We start from the raw sequence: 19,337 nt of genomic DNA, 5'->3' as shown, positions 1-19,337 counted from the left end.
GGCCGGAAGGCTGGTTGATCAGTTGCGGTCGCCGCGGGCCAGCGCGCCGAGGAGATCCCGGTTGAGTCGGGAGATGGTCTCCAGCGGGATGCCCTTCGGGCAGACCGCCGCGCATTCGCCGATGTTGGTGCAACCGCCGAAGCCTTCTTCGTCGTGCTGGGCGACCATCCCGAGCACTCGGGAGTCACGTTCGGGCTGACCCTGGGGCAGCAGTCCGAGGTGGGTCACCTTTGCGGCGGTGAAGAGCATCGCCGAGCCGTTCGGGCAGGCCGCGACGCATGCGCCGCAGGCGATGCAGGTGGCCGCGTCGAACGCCTTGTCGGCGTCGTCCTTGGGCACCGGGGTGGCGTGCGCATCGGGCGCGGCGCCGGTGGGTGCGGTGATGTAGCCGCCGGCCTGGATGATCCGGTCGAACGCACTGCGATCGACGATGAGATCTTTCAGGATCGGGAAGCCCTCGGCACGCCACGGCTCGACGTCGATCACGTCGCCGTCGGCGAAGGACCGCATGTGCAGCTGACACGTGGTGGTCTGCACCGGCCCGTGCGCCTCGCCGTTGACCACGACGCCGCACATCCCGCAGATGCCTTCCCGGCAGTCGCTGTCGAACGCGATGGGGTCCTGTCCCTCGTGGGTCAGGCGTTCGTTGAGGACGTCGAGCATCTCCAGGAACGACATGTCCTGACTGACGTTGTCGACCTCGTAGCTGACCATCCGGCCCTCGGCCTGCGAATTCGGCTGCCGCCAGACCCGTACGGTGACCTTCACTTGTAACTCCGCTGCTTCAACTCGATGAACTTGTAGGCCAGATCTTCCTTGTGCAGAACGGGTTTCCCGACATCGCCGGGTTGGTCGCTGCCAACGAACTCCCAGGCCGCGACATAGGCGAAGTCGGTGTCGTTGCGCAGTGCCTCGCCGTCCTCCGTCTGGCTCTCCGACCGGAAGTGCCCGCCGCATGATTCCCGTCGGTGCAGCGCGTCGATGCACATCAACTCGCCGAGTTCGAGGAAGTCGGCCACCCGGCCGGCCCGCTCCAATGCCTGGTTGAGCTCCTCGTTGCTGCCGAGCACCTTGACGTTGGTCCAGAACTCGGCACGCAACTCCCGGATCAGGCCGATCGCCTTGCGCAGGCCCTCCTCGTTGCGCTCCATCCCGCAGTACTCCCACATGATCTGGCCGAGTTCGCGGTGGATGGAGTCGACCGTGCGCTCGCCGTTGATCGACAGCAGCCGATCGATCCTGGCCTGCACCGACTGTTTGGCCTCGACAGCGGCGGGATGGGACTCGTCGAGCGGCGCGAAGGGACCGTCGGCCAGGTAGTCGCCGATGGTGTTGGGCAGCACGAAGTAGCCGTCACCCAGCCCCTGCATCAGGGCGCTGGCGCCCAACCGGTTCGCTCCGTGGTCGGAGAAGTTCGCCTCGCCGGCGACGTACAGACCGGGAACGGTCGATTGCAGGTCGTAGTCGACCCACAGGCCGCCCATCACGTAATGCACGGCGGGATAGATCCGCATCGGCACCTCGTAGGGCGACTCCCCGGTGATCCGCTCGTACATGTCGAAGAGGTTGCCGTACTTGGCGGCGATCTGGGCCTGGGTCATCCGGGACAGTGCGTCGGAGAAGTCCAGGTAGACCCCGCGCCGGAAGTCGCCGACCTTCGGCCCGACACCGCGGCCCTCGTCGCAGACGTATTTGGCGGCGCGGGACGCGATGTCACGTGGAACCAGGTTGCCGAAGGACGGGTAGATCCGCTCCAGGTAGTAGTCGCGGTCCTGCTCGGGGATGTCTCGCGGATCCAATTCAGCGTCCTCGGCCCGCTTGGGGACCCAGATCCGGCCGTCGTTGCGCAGGGACTCACTCATCAGCGTGAGCTTGGACTGGTAGTCGCCGGCCACCGGGATGCAGGTCGGGTGGATCTGGGTGTAGCACGGGTTGGCCATCAGCGCACCCTTGCGGTGCGCCCGCCAGGCGGCGGTGACGTTGGAGCCCATCGCATTGGTGGACAGGTAGAAGACGTTGCCGTAGCCGCCGCTGGCCAGCACCACCGCGTCGGCGAAATGCGTCTCCAGCTCTCCGGTGATCATGTTCCGGACGATCACGCCGCGGGCCCGCCCGTCGACGACGATCAACTCCTGCATCTCGTGCCGGGTGTACATCGTCACGGTTCCGGCCGCGATCTGCCGTTCCAGCGCCTGGTATGCGCCGAGCAGCAATTGCTGACCCGTCTGGCCACGGGCGTAGAAGGTGCGGGAGACCTGCACGCCGCCGAACGAGCGATTGTCCAGTAGACCGCCGTACTCGCGGGCGAACGGCACGCCCTGGGCGACGCACTGGTCGATGATCTGGGTGCTGACCTGGGCCAGGCGATAGACGTTGTCCTCCCGGGAACGGTAGTCGCCGCCCTTCACGGTGTCGTAGAAGAGGCGGTAGACCGAGTCACCGTCGTTGCGGTAGTTCTTCGCCGCGTTGATGCCGCCCTGGGCGGCGATCGAGTGGGCCCGGCGCGGGCTGTCCTGGTAGCAGAAACTCTTCACGTGCATGCCGGACTCGCCGAGAGTCGCGGCGGCCGACGCTCCGGCCAGGCCGGTGCCGATGACGATCACGCTGAGCTTGCGGCGGTTGGCGGGATTCACCAGGCGGGCCGAGAAGATGCGGCGCTGCCACTTGTCGTCGATCGGGCCGTCGGGTGCTTTGGTGTCCGCGATCGGGTCGCCCTCGATGTAGAGCGCGTCGGCGTCGACGCCGAGGGTCGGAGCCTGGGGATCGGTCATCAGATCATCCTCCGCATTGCAGTTCAGTGGATCAGGCCCGCGACGATCGACCACGGCACCAACAGGAAGCCGACCGTGACGGCGATCGAGATGACGTAGGCCAGGATGTTCAGCCGGGTGCGCGCCTTCGCGCTGGTATGGGCGCCGAGCGTGGTGAGCGCGCTCCAGACGCCGTGCCGGAGATGGAAACCGACGGCCAGCAGGGCGATGGTGTAGACCGCGACGACCCACCAGACGCTCATGGTGTTCAGCAGCCGGTCGTACGGGCTGGGTGACGGACCGCCCGGGTGGATGGTGCCGGTCGTCAGATTCAGGATGTGGAAGATCACGTACAGGAAGATGACCACGCCACCCCAGCGCAGGGTGAAGGAGGAATAGCTGCGCTGGACACCACGCCGGCCCTTCTTGGACTGGTAGCGGTTGGTGACTCCGGTCCGCGCGCGCCAGTCGCGGGCGGTCAGATGTGCGGCAGCATAGATGTGGGCGATCAGAGCCGCGGTCAGGACGACGCGGAGGATCCAGAAGAACCCGTCGTAGGGAAGGATCGGCTCGCCGAGCACATGCAGATGGGTCGCGTAGTTGTTGAACGTCTCGCGGCCACCGAAGGCCATCAGATTGCCGTACATGTGGGCGAGCAGGTACAGCACCATGATCAGCCCGGACACTGCCATCAACGCCTTCAGAGCCACCGTCGAACGCCGTGCTCGCTGACGGGGAGTCAACACACGCGGAGCGGCTCCAGGGGTAGGGGTCGTCGTCGCCACGCCGCCAACACTAGACCTGAGAAGCGACTGGCATTAAACCAGGACCCGCCACTGTGTCGAACGCCATATCGATTATGTGACGCAGATCCCATCGGCCCCTGCCGTCGGGCCGACGACCGGCTTGGGCGCCCCCGCAGGTGCGTTCCCGAGGCGGATGCGGCCAGTCCCGAAGATCAAACCTTGACCCATCGGGAGCAGGTCCGGCCATCCCGAAGATCAAACCTTGACCATCGGGAGCAGGTACGGCCCATCCCGAAGATCAAACCTTGACCCATCGGGAGCAGGCACAGCCATCCCGAAGATCAAACCTTGACCCATCGGCTCCCGCCACCGGCGTGTCATCGCCACTGGATCAAACCTTGACCCATCGGGAGCAGGTACGGCCATCCCGAAGATCAAACCTTGACCATCGGGAGCAGGTACAGCCGTCCCGAAGATCAAACCTTGACCCAGCGGCTCCCGCCACCGGCGTGTCATCGCCACTGGATCAAACCTTGACCCATCGGGAGCAGGTACGGCCGTCCCGAAGATCAAACCTTGACCCAGCGGCTCCCGCCACCGGCGTGTCATCGCCACTGGATCAAACTTCGACCTTGCCGCAGCGACGGAGGGCGGCAGCGACGGAGGGCGGGCAGCCACGAGCAGGAACCGCGGGTGTGTCTTTCGGACCGAGTGGCCGGGTTTGATCAGAAGGCGGCCAGCAGCACCAGGATGACGGCGATGATCGAGGCGACGACCGCGCCGCCGTAGCAGAGCGCGCCGACCAGAGTGCGGTGCTTGATCTTGAGCCCGTCGTAGAGCAGATAGCGCAGTCGGTGTGCACTGTGGATGATCAGTACGACGAAGCCGATGATCATCAGGATGATGGTGACCGGATGGGTGATCACTGCGGACAGGTGGTCGAAGTCCGGCGACAGCCAGCCGAGCGGGACGGCTATCGCGAAGAGGAACGCGGCGACCGGGAGCAACAGCGCCGCGATCATCCCGCCGGCGCTGAAGCCGAGCCAGACGAACGGTTCGGCCGGTGGTCGGCGGCGACGCGGTGAGCGCGGGTCCACCTCGGACGTCCGTGGCGGCACGCGGACCGGCGTCGGCTGCGATGTCGGCCGGGAACCGGACCCGGGAGTCGGTTGAGTGGGACGTGACGTGGGCTGGGAGGTCATAGGAACACCAACCAGACGACGAAGGCGGAGACGATCGCCAGGGCGACGTATTCGCCGACGATGATCATCCCGGCGGGTACGGCCCTGCCCCGGGCGCGCAACGCCATCGCCTTGGGGGTCAGCAGGAACCAGGTCACGGTGTGCAGCGCCGTGAACAGGAAGGCGACGATGTTGATCACCATCACCCAGGCTGACCCGGCCCAGTCCATGAACGCCTGGTAGGAGTCGGCGCCGCGCCCGATGGCGAACACCATCACCACCAGGAAGGCGACCAGCCAGGCGATGAAGATGCTGCTGAGCTCGCGCAGGACGAACAGCAGATAGGTCGGCTTCTTCAGCCACCACCAGACCGAGATCGGCCTGCGGTAGGTGCGCGGCCGACCCTGCACCGGAGCACTCATCCGGCACCCCTCGGCAACAGCACGGCGCGGATCGACTCCTGGGCCGCCTTCAGCTTGTAGCGCTGGATGGCCGAGGCCGGGTCGACGTGTTTGGGACAGACCCTGGTGCACTCCCCGACGAAAGTGCAGCCCCACAGGCCCTCACGCTCGATGAGCACGTCCAGTCGTTCCCGGGCACCGTGGTCGCGGGAATCGAGGTTGTACCGTTCGGCGAGCGCGATTGCCGCCGGCCCGGTGAAGTCGGGATCCAGGCCGTAGACCGGACAGGCCGAATAGCACAGCATGCAGTTGATGCAGGAGCTGAACTGGGAGTACGCGTCCAGCTCCGCCGGGGTCTGCAGGAACTCCCCCGCGTGCACGTCGACGTCGTCGCGGATGATCCACGGCTTGACCTTGGACAGCTTCTCCATGAAGTCGCCGATGTCCACCACAAGATCACGGATCACCGGGAAGTTGGCCAGCGGTTCCACCCGGACCGGTCCGGGCGCGAAGTCGCTGAGGAAGGTGCCGCAGGACAGGCTCGGCTGGCCCTGGACGTTCATGCCACAACTGCCGCACACGCCCATCCGGCAGGACCAGCGGTAGGACAGGGTCGGGTCGATGGTGTCCTTGACGTGGTTCAGACCGTCGAGCACCGTCCAGTCCTTGCGCAACGGCACCTCGTAGGACTGCGTGCGCAGTTCGTCGTCGCTGTCCGGGTCATAGCGGGTCACCTCGATGGTGATGCTTTCCTCCGCCGCCCGGGCTGCTGCCTGCGGACCGATCTCGACCGTCACCGCAACTACCTCCCGTAGACCCGTTCGCCGGGTGGCCACCGGGTGATGGTCACCGGCAGTCGTTCGATGCGAAGCTCCCCCGCATCGTTGCGATGCACCATCTGATGCATCAGGAACTGCTCGTCGTCGCGTTTGGGGAAGTCGGTCCGCTGGTGTGCGCCGCGGGACTCCTCCCGCCGGCCGGCGGAGATCAACATCGACTCCGCGATGTCCATCATGTTGGCCAGTTCCAGTGCCGCGGTGAGTTCGGTGTTGAACGCCCGGCTCGAATCGGCAACTCCGACCTTCGCCATCCGGTCCCGGAGTTCGGCCAGTCTCTGCGAGCCGGCAGCGATGTCCGGGCCGTTGCGATAGATGCCGGCAGCGCCCTCCAGGGTGTGCTGCATCTGCTCGCGCAGCTCCGGCACCTTCTCACTGCCGTCGCGGCCCATCAGGTCCGACCGCAGCCGTCGGACCTCGTCGTCGGCCTGAGCCGTGACCGCTGCCCGCGTGCTGGCCGACGCGTCGCCCAGCGACTGCACGTACGCGGCAGCCGCCCTGCCTGCCCGGGCTCCGAAGACCAACGTCTCCGGCAGGGAGTTCGATCCGAGCCGGTTGGCGCCGTTGATGCTCACACAGGCGGTCTCGCCCGCGGCGTACAGGCCCTGGATCGGGGTAGCGCCGTTGATGTCGGTGTGGACGCCGCCCATCATGTAGTGCACCACCGGCCGGACCGGGATCATCTCCTTGACCGGATCGATCCGTTCGTACTTCAGGCAGAGCTCGCGGACGAAGGGCAGCTTGGTGTCGATCAGCTTGGCTCCCAGGTGCCGCAGGTCCAGATGGACGACCGGGCCGTACGGCGTGTCGATCGTCCTGCCCTTCTGCATCTCCCCGACGATCGCCTGGGACACCCGGTCCCGCGGACCGAGTTCCATGCTGCGCAGCACCGGCGTCGGGGTCGGCTTGCCCAGGTCGTAGTCCTGGAGGAAGCGGTAGCCGTCCTTGTTCAGTAGCCAGCCGCCCTCGGCGCGCGCGGCCTCGGTGATCAGGATCCCGGTGAACGGCAGCCCGGTCGGGTGGTACTGGACGAACTCCATGTCCTTCAACGGTGCGCCGGCCCGCAGTGCCAACGCCATGCCGTCACCGGTGTTGATGTTGGCGTTGGTGGTGAACGGGAAGACCTTGCCGCACCCGCCGGTCGCGAGAACCACCGCCTTGGCCTGGATGGTGTGGATCTCCCCCGTGGCCAGCTCGACGGCCACCACACCGTGCACCCGACCGTCGTCGACGAGCAGCCTGGTGACGAACCATTCGTCGTACCGGCGCAACGTCGTGTACTTCAGCGAGGTCTGGAAGAGGGTATGCAGCAGATGGAACCCGGTCTTGTCCGCGGCGAACCAGGTGCGCTTCTTCTTCATGCCGCCGAACGCGCGGACGGCGATCCGGCCGTCCGGCTGCCGGCTCCACGGACAGCCCCAGTGCTCCAGCTGCAGCAGTTCCCGCGGTGCCTCGTTGACGAACGCCTCGATGGCGTCCTGGTCACCGAGCCAGTCGCTGCCGGAGATGGTGTCGTAGATGTGCTCCTCGATGGTGTCGTCCTCACCGGCGACACCGGCCGCACCACCTTCGGCCGAGACCGTGTGGCTGCGCATCGGGTAGACCTTGGAGATCACCGCAATGTCCAGCTCGGGGTTGGACTCCGAGATCCCGATGGCGGCCCTCAGGCCCGCGGCCCCGCCGCCCACCAGCAGTACATCGTGGGCAGCAACCACTCCTCCGTCGCTCACCGGTTCACCCCGGTCAGGGCGGTAGCACGTGACGTTCTGGCTCGCTGCAGGTACATCATCGGACCCTCGATGCGGCTGGTGCGACGTCGGTGATCATCGGTGGACGTCGGTGGACACCGTGCGTGCAGTCGCTAAGCCATCAATACCGTGTTGGGCCGCTGAATGGGAAGGGGCACGCCGAATCATGGGCCCAACCGTGTCCGGGATCACATCGGCGACGACTCTCGACCCCTGGTGGAGACGAATCTGCAGGCGTCGGCCGGCCGGCGTCCGATGGCAAGCTCACGCTCAGGTCACGATGACGTCACGGCAGCCCAGGGGCCAATAGCACAACCACTGTGATCTGAGGGGCTGACGTGGCCGGTGTTTCGTGATAAAAGTGCGGTAAGTGCTGTCGATCGGGGCGACTGCCGGGAATCCTGCGCCGGGCACGGCGTAGGAAGCTCACAACCAGGTCACAACCACATCACACCAAGCCATCAGACGTCCCGCACCTCCTCCGCAACCTCCCACCGCACAGTCGTCCACCAGCACCCGGAAAGTTCCATGATCGAAACCTCCTCCACTCCGTTGCCCCGCCCGGCCCACAGACCCCGCCGTCGTCGCCTCACCATGCGCAGGGCCACTGTTCTGGCCAGCGCCGTTGCCGTCGGACTGACACCGGTCGCCCTCTCCCCGACCGCGTCCGCAGCCCCGCTGGACCGCAAGCCCACCCAGGCAGCGAGGATGGCCGGCGTCACCGCCACCGGCGGCGGCTACGCCGGCTGGGCCATCCGGCAGCGGCCGACCCTCCGGTCCAACACCACGATGGCGACCACCGCGACACCGGCCGGCGTGCCGGGGATCGACGTCGCCAGTTATCAGGGCAACGTCAACTGGTCGAACTGGTACGCCAACGGCAAGCGCTGGGCCTACACCAAGGCGACCGAGGGCACGTCCTACACCAACCCGTACTTCAGCCAGCAGTACACCGGCTCGTACAAGGTCGGCATGATCCGCGGCGCCTACCACTTCGCCCGGCCGGACAGCAGCACCGGCGCTGCGCAGGCCAAGTACTTCGTGGCCCACGGCGGCGGCTGGTCCGGCGACGGCAAGACTCTGCCCGGCGCTCTGGACATCGAGGACAACTACACCGGGGGCGGCCGGTGCTGGGGCAACACCGACGCCGAGAACGTGGCCTGGGTGAAGAGCTTCCTCGGCCAGTACAAGGAGCTGACCGGACGCGATGCGGTGATCTACAGCAACATCTCGTTCTGGAAGGACTGCCTGGGCAACAGCAAGGCGTTCTCCTCGACCAGCCCGTTCTGGTTGGCGTACTGGAGCAGCAGCCGGCCGAGCAGTTATCCCGGCGGCTGGACCTATGACACGTTCTGGCAGTACTCCGGCACCGGATCAACCGATCTCAACATCTTCAATGGCAGCTCCTCCCGGCTCAAGGTGTTGGCCACCGGAACCGATCCGTCGACCGCATCGACGGCGGATCCGGACGGCGACGGGCTGACCAACGCCCAGGAGCTCAAGTACGGCACCAATCCCAACGCCAAGGACACCGACAAGGACGGACTGTCGGACAAGGCCGAGGTGACCGGCACCAAGATCATGCACTACGGCGTGGTGACCACGAACCCGCTGAAGAAGGACACCGACGGCGACGGCCTGTCGGACAAGACCGAGCTGACCGGCATCCTGATCAAGAACTACGGGACCGTCCGACCCAATCCTCGGTCCAAGGACTCCGACGGGGACGGCCTGTCCGACTACACCGAGGTGAGGACGGGCTTCCAGGTCTGGACCGCCAAGCGTTACGTCACCTACGCCTCACCCAACGTCAAGGACACCGACCATGACGGCTACAGCGACGCCACCGAGCGCTCCCTGCACCTGAGCCCCCGGCGCAAGGACACCGACAAGGATGGTTACAGCGACCGGACCGAGCGCACCGGGATCCTGTTGCCGCGCTACGGGACGGTCAGGCCGAATCCATTGCGCCGCGACTCCGACGGCGACGGGTGGGGTGATCGGACCGAGCTGACCACGGCCGTGACGGTACGGGTCAAGGGTCGGGCCGCCTACAAGGCGTACTCGTCGCCGAACCGCAAGGACTCCGACAAGGACGGCGTCAGCGACGTCGCCGAACGCAGACGCGGCACCGACCCGGTCAAGAAGGACACCGACCGCGACGGTGTCCGGGACAACAAGGATCGCTACCCGCTCAACCCCAAGAGGAGCTGACCACAAGCCGTGCTCGGGAACGCGAGAAGGAGCCCTGCCATGTCACGACGACCCCTCGCCCTCGGTGCCCTGGGATTCGGCCTGTCGGTCGTCCTCACCGTCGGCGTCACCCAGAACGCCGACGCCACGCCCCGCGGGCTGGACCGGACACCGTCCGCGGCGGCCGCGGCGGCCGGGATCACGGCAGCCGGTGGCGGCTACGCCGGCTGGTCGGGTCACCTCGAAAGGTCCTCCACCCCAACCAGGATCCAGCGCAGCACCCTGTCGACCCTCACCCCGATGGCGACCGGCTCGACCGTGCCGGGCATCGACGTGTCCAGCTACAACGCTCCGGTCAATTGGGGCAAGTGGTGGAACAAGGGCAAGAGGTTCGTCTACATCAAGGCGACCGAGGGAACGTCCTACCGCAACCCGTCCTTCGGCAAGCAGTACACCTACTCCTACCGGACCGGTTTCATCCGCGGCTCCTACCACTTCGGCCGCCCGGACAGTGCCAGCGGTGCAGCGCAGGCCCGCTACTTCGTCAAGCACGGCGGCGGCTGGTCCGCGGACGGCAAGACACTGCCGGGCGCCCTTGACCTGGAGCAGAACTACACCAACGGCAAACATCCGTGCTGGTACAACTCCGACGCCGAGAACATCGCCTGGGCCAAGAGCTTCGTCAAGGAGTACAAGAGGCTGACCAGCCGGGACGCGGTGATCTACACCAACATGAGCTTCTGGAAGCGATGCATGGGCAACACCACCGCCTTCCGTGAGACCAACCCGCTGTGGTTCGCCTACTACGGGACGCCGACCAGCGTCCCAGGCGGCTGGCCGTACTACACCTTCCTGCAGTACAGCGGATCCGGTATGGATCTCGACCGGTTCAGCGCCGGCCTCACGCGGTTGAAGGCCCTGGCCCGCAACCGGTGAGACCGGCAAGGAGAACCGGAGGGAACACCGATCAGCGGCCGCCGCTGATCTGCCGGTTCCGCTGATTGGCGCCGGCCGCACCGTACGGATAGGGCTCGGCCGGCGGGACACTCGCCTCGGACAGGGTGCTGAGCTCATCGGCAGTCAGTTCCAGGTCGGCCGCACCCAGGTTGTCATTGAGCTGGTCGACGCTCCGCGCGCCCAGGAGCACGCTGGTCACGGCCGGCTGGGCGGCCAACCAGGCCAGGGCCACCTGGGACATCGAGACCCCACGAGCCTTCGCGACACCGGACACGGCGTCGATCACCTGCCAGGTGCGGGGATCTGCGTTGCGGGCCTCCCATGCCTCCTGACCTCGCTTGGGGTTCTCACCGAGCCGGGTGGCTCCGGTCGGGAAGACATCACGTTGATACTTGCCGGACAGCCAGCCACCGGCCAACGGTGACCAGGGCAGCAGACCGACGCCGGCGTCCAGCGCGGCGGGCACGATCTCGTGCTCGATGCCCCGGACCAGCAGGCTGTACTGCGGTTGCAGGGTCACCGGAGGGGCGTAGCCGTTGGCCTTGGCCACCTGAACGGCCTTGGTCAGCTGCCAGCCGAGGTAGTTGGAGAACCCGTAGTAGGCGATCTTGCCGGCCCGCACCGCGTCGTCCAGGAAGCGCAGGGTCTCCTCGATCGGCGTGATCGCGTCCCAGGCGTGCATCTGGTAGAGGTCGATCCGATCCACGCCGAGCCGGCGCAGCGAGTTGTCCAGGGCGTCGCCGAGATGGCGGCGGGACAGTCCGAGATCGTTCGGTCCGGGTCCCATCGGGAACCGGCCCTTGGTCGCGACGACCGCCTGGCGGGCCTCGGTCGGCCGCACTGTGAGCCAGCGGCCGACGATCGCTTCGGAGATGCCGCCGCTGTACACGTCGGCGGTGTCGATGAAGGTGCCCCCGGCCGCGAAGAAGGCGTCCAGGATGGCGTAGGAGGTTGGTTCATCGGCCTCGCTGCCGAAGGTCATGGCGCCGATGGCCTGTGCGGAGACGATCGCGCCGCTGGCGCCGAGTGTCCGGTATTGCATGTCAGTCCTCATTTCCTTGCCGAAGTCCGGGCCTCGGGCTCACGAGACTTCTTTCTAGCAGGTCGACCGCAGCGGACTAGATTGGGATGGACGTCACAGCATCGGCACAGGATTGCCGAGCACCATGGAGCGGTCCGGATCGCAGAAACTGATAGGAGGCGCCATGCGGGTGCTCGTGGTCGAGGACGAGAAGAAGCTCGCGGAGTCGCTGCGCGTCGGACTTCGCCAGGAAGGTTTCGTCGTCGACGTCTGCAACGACGGCGTGAGTGGCCTTTGGTCGGCGACCGAGAACACCTTCGACGCCATCGTGTTGGACATCATGTTGCCCAGGCTGAACGGCTACGACGTGCTCAAGGAGATCCGCCGCCGGCGGATCTGGACGCCGGTGTTGATGTTGACCGCCAAGGACGGCGATTACGACCAGACCGACGCATTCGATCTCGGCGCCGACGACTACCTGACCAAGCCGTTCAGTTTCATCGTGCTGGTTGCCCGGCTGCGGGCACTGATCCGACGTGGCACGCCGGAGCGGCCGAACGTGGTCTCGGTCGGCACGCTGCGGCTCGATCCCGCCAAGCGTCGGGTGCATCGCGGGGAACACGAGATCACCTTGACCGCCCGGGAGTACGGCCTGTTGTCCTACCTGATGCGGCATGCCGGTGACATCGTCACCAAGGGCGAGATCCTCGACAACGTCTGGGATTCCTCCTTCGACGGCAGCGAGAACGTGGTCGAGGTCTACATCAGCTACCTGCGCAAGAAGATCGACATCCCGTTCGGTCTGCACACGCTGCTGACCGTGCGCGGCATGGGTTACCGGCTGACACCCGACCAGTCCGGCGACGAGGTGTCGCCCCGGTTGGCGGGTTCCGCCTCACTGGGTTGATCGACCTCGTCGGCGCTCTCCTCGACCGATCGATCATCCTCATGATCATCGACCTTGATCTGATCGGCGCTGATCGGTAGCTCGATCAGAAATCGGCACCAGCCCTCCTCGGACTCGGTGGCGCTGATCCGGCCGAAGTGTGCTGCCATGATCGCACTGCTGATCGCCAGGCCCAGGCCGCTGCCGCCGCTGTCCCGCGAGCGGTCGTCGTCGAGCCGGACGAAGCGCTCGAAGATCCGCTGCCGATCCTCCTCCGGGATCACTGGTCCGTCGTTGTCGATCATGATCCGGGCGACGCCGTCGTCACCGGTCAATGTGATCGCGACATGCCCCCCGGCTGTGCATCCGCGCGTTGTCGACGACGTTCCTGATCACCTGGGCGAGCCGGTCCGGGTCGCCGACGGCACGCACCGGCTGGATCTGCGCTCGGACACCGACATCCGACGCGGCCCGGAGCCGACGGATCTCGGTGTGCAGCAGGTCGTCGAGATCGACCTCCTCGGGGCGTAGCACCAGCCCGTTCGCGTCGACCTTCGCCAGCGTCAGCAGATCGTCGACCAGGCCCTGCATCCGTCTGACCTCGGAATCGATCAGATCACCCATCTCCAGCCAGGTCCTGCCGGTCGGATCCTTGGCGGCGATCTCGGAGGTGACCAGCAGCGTCGACAACGGGCTGCGCAACTCGTGGCTGGCGTCGGAGACGAATGCCTTCTGCGCCCGGTCGGAGGCCTGCAACCGAGCGAGCATGGAGTTCATGGTCCGGGCCAGGTGCTCGATCTCGTCGCCGGTCCGCGGCACCTCGATCCGCTCGTCCAGGCTGCGGCCGCCGATCCGGCCGACCTGGGTGGTGATCCGGTCGACGGTACGCAGCGACCGTCCCACCAGCATCCAGGTGGCGACCGCGACCACGCCGAGCAACAGCGGCCCGCCGCCGAGCAGGAACCACCCGACAGTCCGGATGGTGTCGGACTGGATCTGGACCGGACGACCGATCTGGACGACCAACCGCTGGCCCTGATCGGTGAAGCCGTACGCGACCACCAGCACGTCCTCGTCCGTGCCGAGCGCAGGAATCTGCGGGACCCGGAGGCTGTCGGAATCTCCGGTCGCCGGGAGAAGTCCGGGCGCCATCGCCTCGGTGAGCCGGTCGTCCGAGTTCTGCAGCACCGTCCCGTCGGCGTTCAGCAACTGGATCCGCTCGCCGTGCTCCACATCGGCCGTCAGGCCGAGGTCGGTCCGGTCGAGGCCGCCCTGATGGACCAGCAGTGCGACGTCACGGGCCCGCTCCTCCAGCGACACCTGGGCGGTGTTGATCAAGGCCGACTGCAACAGCACAAGCAGCAGCGCTCCGCCGGCCAGCAGCGCGGCACCGACCACCAACACGGCGCTGACAACCGAGCTTCGCCTCAGACCCATGGCACCAGTCTTACGCTTGCCCCGTGCAGATCGCGATCCTCGGGCCGCTTGAGGTGACTGTCAGCGGCCGGAGGGTGTCGCTGGCCGGCGCCCGGCTGCGTACGCTGCTGGTCCGGTTGGCCGTCGACGCGCCCAAGCCGGTGTCGGTCCCGGAGTTGATCGACGCGGTCTGGTCCGAGGACCCCCCGGTCGACGCGACCAACGCACTGCAGTCGCTGGTCTCGCGGCTGCGCCGGGCCTTCGGCGATCCGGCGGTGGTGGTCGCCGACCCGGCCGGCTACCGGCTGGCGCTCGACCGCAGTGCGATCGACCTGCACCGGTTCATCGAATCGGCGGGGCAGGCTGGACGGCTGCAGCGTGCCGACCGGCCCGAGGAGTCACTCTCCACCTGCAATGCGGCGCTGGCGCTCTGGCGTGGTGATCCGTTGGTCGACGCCGCCGGCGCCGAGTACGCCCACCCGGTGATCAGTGCGTGCCTGAGCCATCGGCTGGGTCTGATCGCGACGCGGATCGAGGCGCTGCTCGATCTGGGCCGGGCCCAGGAAGTGATCACCGAACTCGAGGAAGTGATCAGCAGCCATCCGCTGCAGGAGGGGTTCGTGGCTCAGCAGATGCGGGCCCTGGCGGCGGCTGGCCGGGTCAGCGAGGCGCTGTCCGGCTACGAGCAGTTCCGCAAGTATCTGGCCGCAGAACTGGGCTCGGACCCAGGCCCGGAGCTGCAGCGGCTGCACCTGGCCCTGCTCCGCGGTGATCTGCCGGCATCGGCAGGCGCGCCGACCGAGCGTGCGCCGATGCAGCAACCGACGAACCTCCGGCCCGGGCTGACCAGCTTCATCGGTCGGGAGTCCGAACTGGCCCGGATCGCCGAGTCGTTGACGACATCCCGGCTGACCACCATTGTCGGTCCGGGCGGCGCGGGCAAGACCAGGACCGCGGCCGAGGCGGGCCGGCAGTGGATGGGTGATCATGGCCAGCCGGCCTGGATGGTCGAACTGGCTCCGGTCGGAAGCCCGGAGAACATCCCGGGTGCCGTGCTGGGTGCGCTCGGTCTGGGCGATCCGGGGTTGCGGGAACGCAGTGAACGCACCGGCGCCGACGAACTGCAGCGTCTTCTTGATCATCTGAGTACGACCAGCTGTTTGCTGGTGATCGACAACTGCGAACATCTGATCGACGGCGTCGCCGCGTTTGTCGAGGATCTGCTGACGCTGGCGGCCGGTGTGCGCGTCCTGGCGACCAGCCGCGAACCGCTGGCGCTGACCGCCGAGGCGTTGTGTCCGCTGCCTCCCCTGCAGTTGCCTCCCCGGCAACCGCCGACGCGGCGGGTGGAGCCGGAACGGGTGGCGGAGTACGCCGCCGTCCGGCTGTGGATCGACCGTGCCTCGGCGATCGTGCCCGGATACCGGCTGACCGAGAAGGATCTTTCCGCGGTTGTCGAGATCGTCCGGCGGCTGGACGGCTTGCCGCTGGCCATCGAGCTGGCCGCGGCCCGGCTGCGGGTGCTCCCCGTCGGTGACATCGCCCGTCTGTTGTCCGATCGGTTCCGGCTGCTCACCGGCGGCAACCGGACCAGCCTGCCCAGGCACCGGACACTGCGGGCCGTCGTCGAGTGGAGTTGGGACCTGCTGACCGGTGCGGAACGGCTGCTGGCGGAGCGGTTGGCGATCTTTCCGGCCGGCGCCGGGATCGACTCTGCGACCGCGATCTGTGCCGATCACCGGCTGCCGGCCGATCAGGTCGCCGACCTGATGATCAATCTTGCCGACAAGTCCCTGCTGGAGCACTCGAGCGATACACCGGTCCGGTTCCGCATGCTGGAGACGATCCGCGAGTACGGCATCGAGCAGCTCGACGAGCGCGGCGAACTGGCCGAGGCGCGTTCCAGGCATGCCGATTACTTCTTCGATCTCGTCCTCGACCTGGAACCGCAGATGCGTGATCACCGGCAGCGCGAGGCTCGGATGATCATGGATACCGAGCGGGGCAACATCTTCGCCGCACTGCAGTTCCTGATCGACGGCGGGGATCCGCAGCGCGCGTTGATCATGACCCTCGGGCTGTACTGGCAGTTCCAGGTGCGTGATCAGGAGAGCGAGCTCGGCTACTGGGTCAATCAGGTGATCGCCGCCAACGATGATCGCGACGAGCCGTTGCTGGTCTACGCCGAGGCGCTTGCCCTGCTGTCCGACCGCCGACTGCTGAACATCGGCGACGACGGTGATCACGCACGGCAGGTGATGGCCGACCTCGTCGCGCGGATGGACCGGGCGCCGGAGCCGCCGTTCCCCGGGTTGCGGGTGCTGCGCGAGCAGCTGCCGATCTACCTCGGCGCGGAGAGCGGGGTATCGATCGACGACCTGGTGGCTCGCGCGGCATCGCTGGATGATCCGTGGGTCCGCGGTGCGATCTTCGCCGCAGCGTCCTGGATGGCGGAGAATCTGGGCGACCGGGAACAGATGGCCCGCTACACCGCCGAGGCCTATCAGGCCTTCGTCCTGACCGGCGACGCCTGGGGACTGTCGGCGGTCCTCAGCCAGCGTGCTCAGTTGCACACCCTCGAGGGGGAGGACCGACGAGGCCGTCCAGGCGTTGGAGCAGGCACTGGATCTGGCTCCGGCGATCGGCGCCGGCGACGACCTGTTGATCTCCCACCTGCGCCTGGCCGGGCTGGAGATGCGCCGGAAGAACCTGGTCGCCGCCCGGGAGCACATCGAGGCGATGCGCCGGCCGGACTGGAACTCCTCGATGGAGCGGGAGCGACAACTGCTCTGCGACGCAGTCGAAGCAGCGGTCCTGGTGGCCGAGGGGCGACTCGAGGAGGCCTCCGAGTTCGTCTCGGTGTTGCGCAACAAGATCGACGACGGCCTGTTGACCAACAGGTTCTCCGCCCACGCCTCGGCAATGGCGCTTGGCAGCGCCGCCCAGGTCGAGTTGTCCATCGACCTGCTCGCCGGCCCGGACGGGTCCGGGGAGCATCCGCGGGTGCGACAGGCGTTGACGGATCTGCGCCGGGCCTATCCGGCCGCGTTGATCACCGAGGACATGCCGATCATCGCCGAGTTCGCCGCCGTCACCGCTGCTGCCGCCGAGGCGGCCGGCGAGCCGGAACTCGCCGCCCGGCTGCTCGGCGGCAGCACCAGGTTGGTCGGACTTGACCGGCTGACCGACCCGCGGCAGATCGACCTCGCCGACCGGCTGCATACCCGGCTGGGACCGGAGGCGTACGACGCTGCGTTCACCGCGGGCCGGTCGCTCAGCCGGCCGGAGATCACCGAACTGATGGATCCCGGACGGTTCGGCCGGATGTGATGTCGGCTAGACCCGCTTGCGGTAGGCGCGGACCGCCAAGGGTGCGAAGACGACCAGAAGCACCGCCATCCAGCCGAGCGTCCACGCGACATCGGTGGCCCAGGCACCTCCGCTGAAGAGGCCGCGGATCGCGCCGACCAGATGGCTGAGCGGATTGACCTTGACGAAGGCCTGCAGCCAGCCGGGCAGGGTGCCGGTCGGCACGAAGACGTTGCTGCCGAAGCTCAACGGCATGACGATCAGCATGCTCAGGCCGGTGACCGCGCCGGAGGTCCTGGCCTTCATCCCGATGAACACCGACACCCAGACGAAGCACAGCGCGAAACCGATCGCAAGTGCGACGCCTCCGATCGCCGCAGCCACCGAGGTGTGGATCCGGAAGCCCATCAGCATTCCGACACCCAGAGTGATGATCACCAGGATCAGGTAGCGGACGACGTCGGCCATCACCGAGCCGACCAGTGGCGCGGAGCGGCCGATGGGCAGTGCCCGGAACCGGTCGAAGACACCCTTCTCGATATCACTGTTGAGATTGGATCCGAGGCTGATGCCGGCCATCGCGATCGTCTGGCCGAGGATGCCCGGCAGCAGGAACTGCAGGTAGTCGGTCTGGGACCCGTTGGCGATCGCGCCGCCGAAGATGTAGGTGAACAGGGCGAGGAAGATCACCGGCTGCACGGTAACGTCGACCAGTGCCTCCGGGGTGCGCATCGTCTTGATCAGGCTGCGTTTGGCGAGCACGACACAGTGTGTCAGGTACTTGACTATCCGGGGCCGGTCGGTCTGCGCCTGCAGGTCGATCGCGGTGGTCGTCGGATCGGGTGCGGTGATGGTGCTCACGCCGCCTCCTCCTCATCCTCGATGGTGGACTTGCCGGTCAGGGTGAGGAAGACCTCGTCCAGGGTCGGCAGGTGCAGGGAAAGTTCGGTGACGCCGATGCCGGCGTCGGCGAGACTCCCGACGACGACCGGCAGAACGGACTCGTCGGCGACCGGAACGGTCAACGTGTTTCGTCCGCTGGTCTCCGGTTCTCCGGTGCCGATCCTGGTCAACAACCCGGCGAGTCGTCCGAGGTCGTCCGGGTCGGAGGGACGCACCTTGATCCGGTGACCGCCGATCACCTTCTTCAGGCCGTCGGCGGTGTCGTTGGCGATCACCCGGCCGTGGTCGATCACGGTGATCTTGTCGGCCAGAGCGTCGGCCTCCTCCAGGTACTGCGTGGTGAGCAGCACCGTCGAACCCTCGGTGACCAGGTTGCGAACGACGTCCCACATGTCCTCGCGTTTGGCCGGGTCGAGACCGGTGGTGGGCTCGTCAAGGAAGATCACGCTCGGCCGGCCGACCAGGCTGGCCGCCAGGTCCAGCCGACGCCGCATACCGCCGGAGTACTTCTTGGCAGGCCGGCCGGCCGCCTCGGTGAGATCGAACCAGGCCAGCAACTCCTTGGCCCGGACTCGGGCCTGGGCGCCGCTGTAGTTGAGCAGCTGGCCGATCATGACCAGGTTCTCGGTACCGGTGAGATCCTCGTCGACCGACGCGTACTGGCCGGTCAGGCCGACGGATTCGCGGACCTTCTGCGGTTCGGTCACGACGTCGTGGCCGGCGATCGTCGCCGTGCCGGAATCGGGCTGCAGCAGAGTCGCCAGGATCCGCACGGCGGTGGTCTTGCCCGCACCGTTCGGGCCGAGCACGCCCAGCACGGTGCCCTGCTCGGCAGTCAGATCGACGCCGTCCAGGGCCTGCGTCGTGCCGAAGCGCTTCCGGAGTCCGGAGGCCTCGATGGTGGCTGTCATGAATGCTCCTCGTGGAAGACGACGGGCGGAATTCGCCCGACGCCCTCGAGGATGCGCTCACCCGCTGATATCGCCCGCA

17 protein-coding genes are annotated in these 19,337 nt (G+C 67.1%); 5 read left to right on the top strand and 12 right to left on the bottom strand.

Annotated features, from left to right (window positions below; genetic code table 11):
- Positions 1 to 18: 18 nt before the first annotated feature.
- The 7 genes from GJV80_RS04000 to frdA all read right to left on the bottom strand — a co-directional run bounded on the left by GJV80_RS04000 (position 19) and on the right by frdA (position 7,644).
- Entirely contained in the window at positions 19 to 768 is a 750-nt protein-coding gene (locus GJV80_RS04000; protein ID WP_154686783.1) for a succinate dehydrogenase/fumarate reductase iron-sulfur subunit, read from the bottom strand.
- Positions 765 to 2,771, bottom strand: coding sequence for a fumarate reductase/succinate dehydrogenase flavoprotein subunit (locus GJV80_RS03995; protein WP_154686782.1), 2,007 nt, complete (start codon positions 2,769 to 2,771; stop codon positions 765 to 767). Before GJV80_RS03995 ends, GJV80_RS04000 begins: the two co-directional genes overlap by 4 nt.
- A gap of 23 nt (positions 2,772 to 2,794) precedes the next feature.
- Positions 2,795 to 3,460: a succinate dehydrogenase cytochrome b subunit gene (locus tag GJV80_RS03990; RefSeq protein WP_230208114.1), complete on the bottom strand. Its 666-nt coding sequence runs from the start codon at positions 3,458 to 3,460 to the stop codon at positions 2,795 to 2,797.
- Between the two features lie 761 nt (positions 3,461 to 4,221).
- Positions 4,222 to 4,593: a fumarate reductase subunit FrdD gene (frdD, locus tag GJV80_RS03985; RefSeq protein WP_230208113.1), complete on the bottom strand. Its 372-nt coding sequence runs from the start codon at positions 4,591 to 4,593 to the stop codon at positions 4,222 to 4,224.
- A 101-nt stretch (positions 4,594 to 4,694) separates the two neighbouring features.
- Positions 4,695 to 5,099: a fumarate reductase subunit C gene (locus GJV80_RS03980; protein WP_154686780.1), complete on the bottom strand. Its 405-nt coding sequence runs from the start codon at positions 5,097 to 5,099 to the stop codon at positions 4,695 to 4,697.
- Positions 5,096 to 5,875 carry a succinate dehydrogenase/fumarate reductase iron-sulfur subunit gene (locus tag GJV80_RS03975; RefSeq protein ID WP_370518815.1) on the bottom strand — a complete coding sequence of 260 codons (780 nt, stop codon included), beginning with the start codon at positions 5,873 to 5,875 and terminating at the stop codon, positions 5,096 to 5,098. Before GJV80_RS03975 ends, GJV80_RS03980 begins: the two co-directional genes overlap by 4 nt.
- Before the next feature lie 5 nt (positions 5,876 to 5,880).
- Positions 5,881 to 7,644, bottom strand: coding sequence for a fumarate reductase (quinol) flavoprotein subunit (gene frdA, locus GJV80_RS03970; RefSeq protein ID WP_230208112.1), 1,764 nt, complete (start codon positions 7,642 to 7,644; stop codon positions 5,881 to 5,883).
- A gap of 546 nt (positions 7,645 to 8,190) precedes the next feature.
- Here frdA and GJV80_RS03965 point away from each other — a divergent pair.
- Together GJV80_RS03965 and GJV80_RS03960 are read left to right on the top strand one after the other, a co-directional pair.
- On the top strand, positions 8,191 to 9,876 hold the full coding sequence (locus GJV80_RS03965; RefSeq protein ID WP_230208111.1) for a GH25 family lysozyme: 1,686 nt from the start codon (positions 8,191 to 8,193) through the stop codon (positions 9,874 to 9,876).
- 39 nt (positions 9,877 to 9,915) lie between these two features.
- Complete coding sequence (locus GJV80_RS03960; protein WP_154686779.1) at positions 9,916 to 10,791, top strand: GH25 family lysozyme; 876 nt, start codon at positions 9,916 to 9,918, stop codon at positions 10,789 to 10,791.
- 31 nt (positions 10,792 to 10,822) lie between these two features.
- On the opposite strand, the gene GJV80_RS03955 is transcribed toward GJV80_RS03960, so the two are convergent.
- Entirely contained in the window at positions 10,823 to 11,854 is a 1,032-nt protein-coding gene (locus GJV80_RS03955) for an aldo/keto reductase (protein ID WP_154686778.1), read from the bottom strand.
- Positions 11,855 to 12,017: 163 nt separating this feature from the next.
- Between GJV80_RS03955 and GJV80_RS03950 the strand changes: the two genes are divergently transcribed.
- Complete coding sequence (locus tag GJV80_RS03950) at positions 12,018 to 12,740, top strand: response regulator transcription factor (RefSeq protein ID WP_154686777.1); 723 nt, start codon at positions 12,018 to 12,020, stop codon at positions 12,738 to 12,740.
- Here GJV80_RS03950 and GJV80_RS03945 read toward each other — a convergent pair.
- Together GJV80_RS03945 and GJV80_RS03940 are read right to left on the bottom strand one after the other, a co-directional pair.
- Positions 12,668 to 13,024 carry an ATP-binding protein gene (locus tag GJV80_RS03945; protein WP_230208110.1) on the bottom strand — a complete coding sequence of 119 codons (357 nt, stop codon included), beginning with the start codon at positions 13,022 to 13,024 and terminating at the stop codon, positions 12,668 to 12,670. The two genes, GJV80_RS03950 and GJV80_RS03945, sit on opposite strands and share 73 nt — an antisense overlap.
- Before the next feature lie 19 nt (positions 13,025 to 13,043).
- A complete protein-coding gene (locus GJV80_RS03940; RefSeq protein ID WP_154686775.1) occupies positions 13,044 to 14,156 on the bottom strand; it encodes a HAMP domain-containing sensor histidine kinase in 1,113 nt (370 codons plus the stop codon).
- A 23-nt stretch (positions 14,157 to 14,179) separates the two neighbouring features.
- On the opposite strand from GJV80_RS03940, the gene GJV80_RS03935 reads away from it, so the two are divergent.
- Positions 14,180 to 17,311, top strand: a complete 3,132-nt coding sequence (locus GJV80_RS03935; protein ID WP_154686774.1) for a BTAD domain-containing putative transcriptional regulator — start codon at positions 14,180 to 14,182, stop codon at positions 17,309 to 17,311.
- Complete coding sequence (locus GJV80_RS23110; RefSeq protein ID WP_195909147.1) at positions 17,199 to 17,465, top strand: hypothetical protein; 267 nt, start codon at positions 17,199 to 17,201, stop codon at positions 17,463 to 17,465. The genes GJV80_RS03935 and GJV80_RS23110 overlap by 113 nt, the downstream gene beginning before the upstream one ends.
- A 6-nt stretch (positions 17,466 to 17,471) precedes the next feature.
- Here GJV80_RS23110 and GJV80_RS03930 read toward each other — a convergent pair whose 3' ends face one another.
- Together GJV80_RS03930 and GJV80_RS03925 are read right to left on the bottom strand one after the other, a co-directional pair.
- Entirely contained in the window at positions 17,472 to 18,305 is an 834-nt protein-coding gene (locus GJV80_RS03930) for an ABC transporter permease (protein WP_230208109.1), read from the bottom strand.
- On the bottom strand, positions 18,302 to 19,258 hold the full coding sequence (locus GJV80_RS03925; protein WP_154686773.1) for an ATP-binding cassette domain-containing protein: 957 nt from the start codon (positions 19,256 to 19,258) through the stop codon (positions 18,302 to 18,304). Before GJV80_RS03925 ends, GJV80_RS03930 begins: the two co-directional genes overlap by 4 nt.
- Positions 19,259 to 19,337 lie beyond the last annotated feature (79 nt).

Source organism: Microlunatus sp. Gsoil 973 (assembly GCF_009707365.1).
In the GTDB taxonomy this organism is placed as follows: Bacteria; Actinomycetota; Actinomycetes; order Propionibacteriales; family Propionibacteriaceae; genus Microlunatus.
The sequence above is the reverse complement of the archived record's forward strand: the minus strand, read 5'-3'. Positions and strand labels throughout refer to the sequence as shown.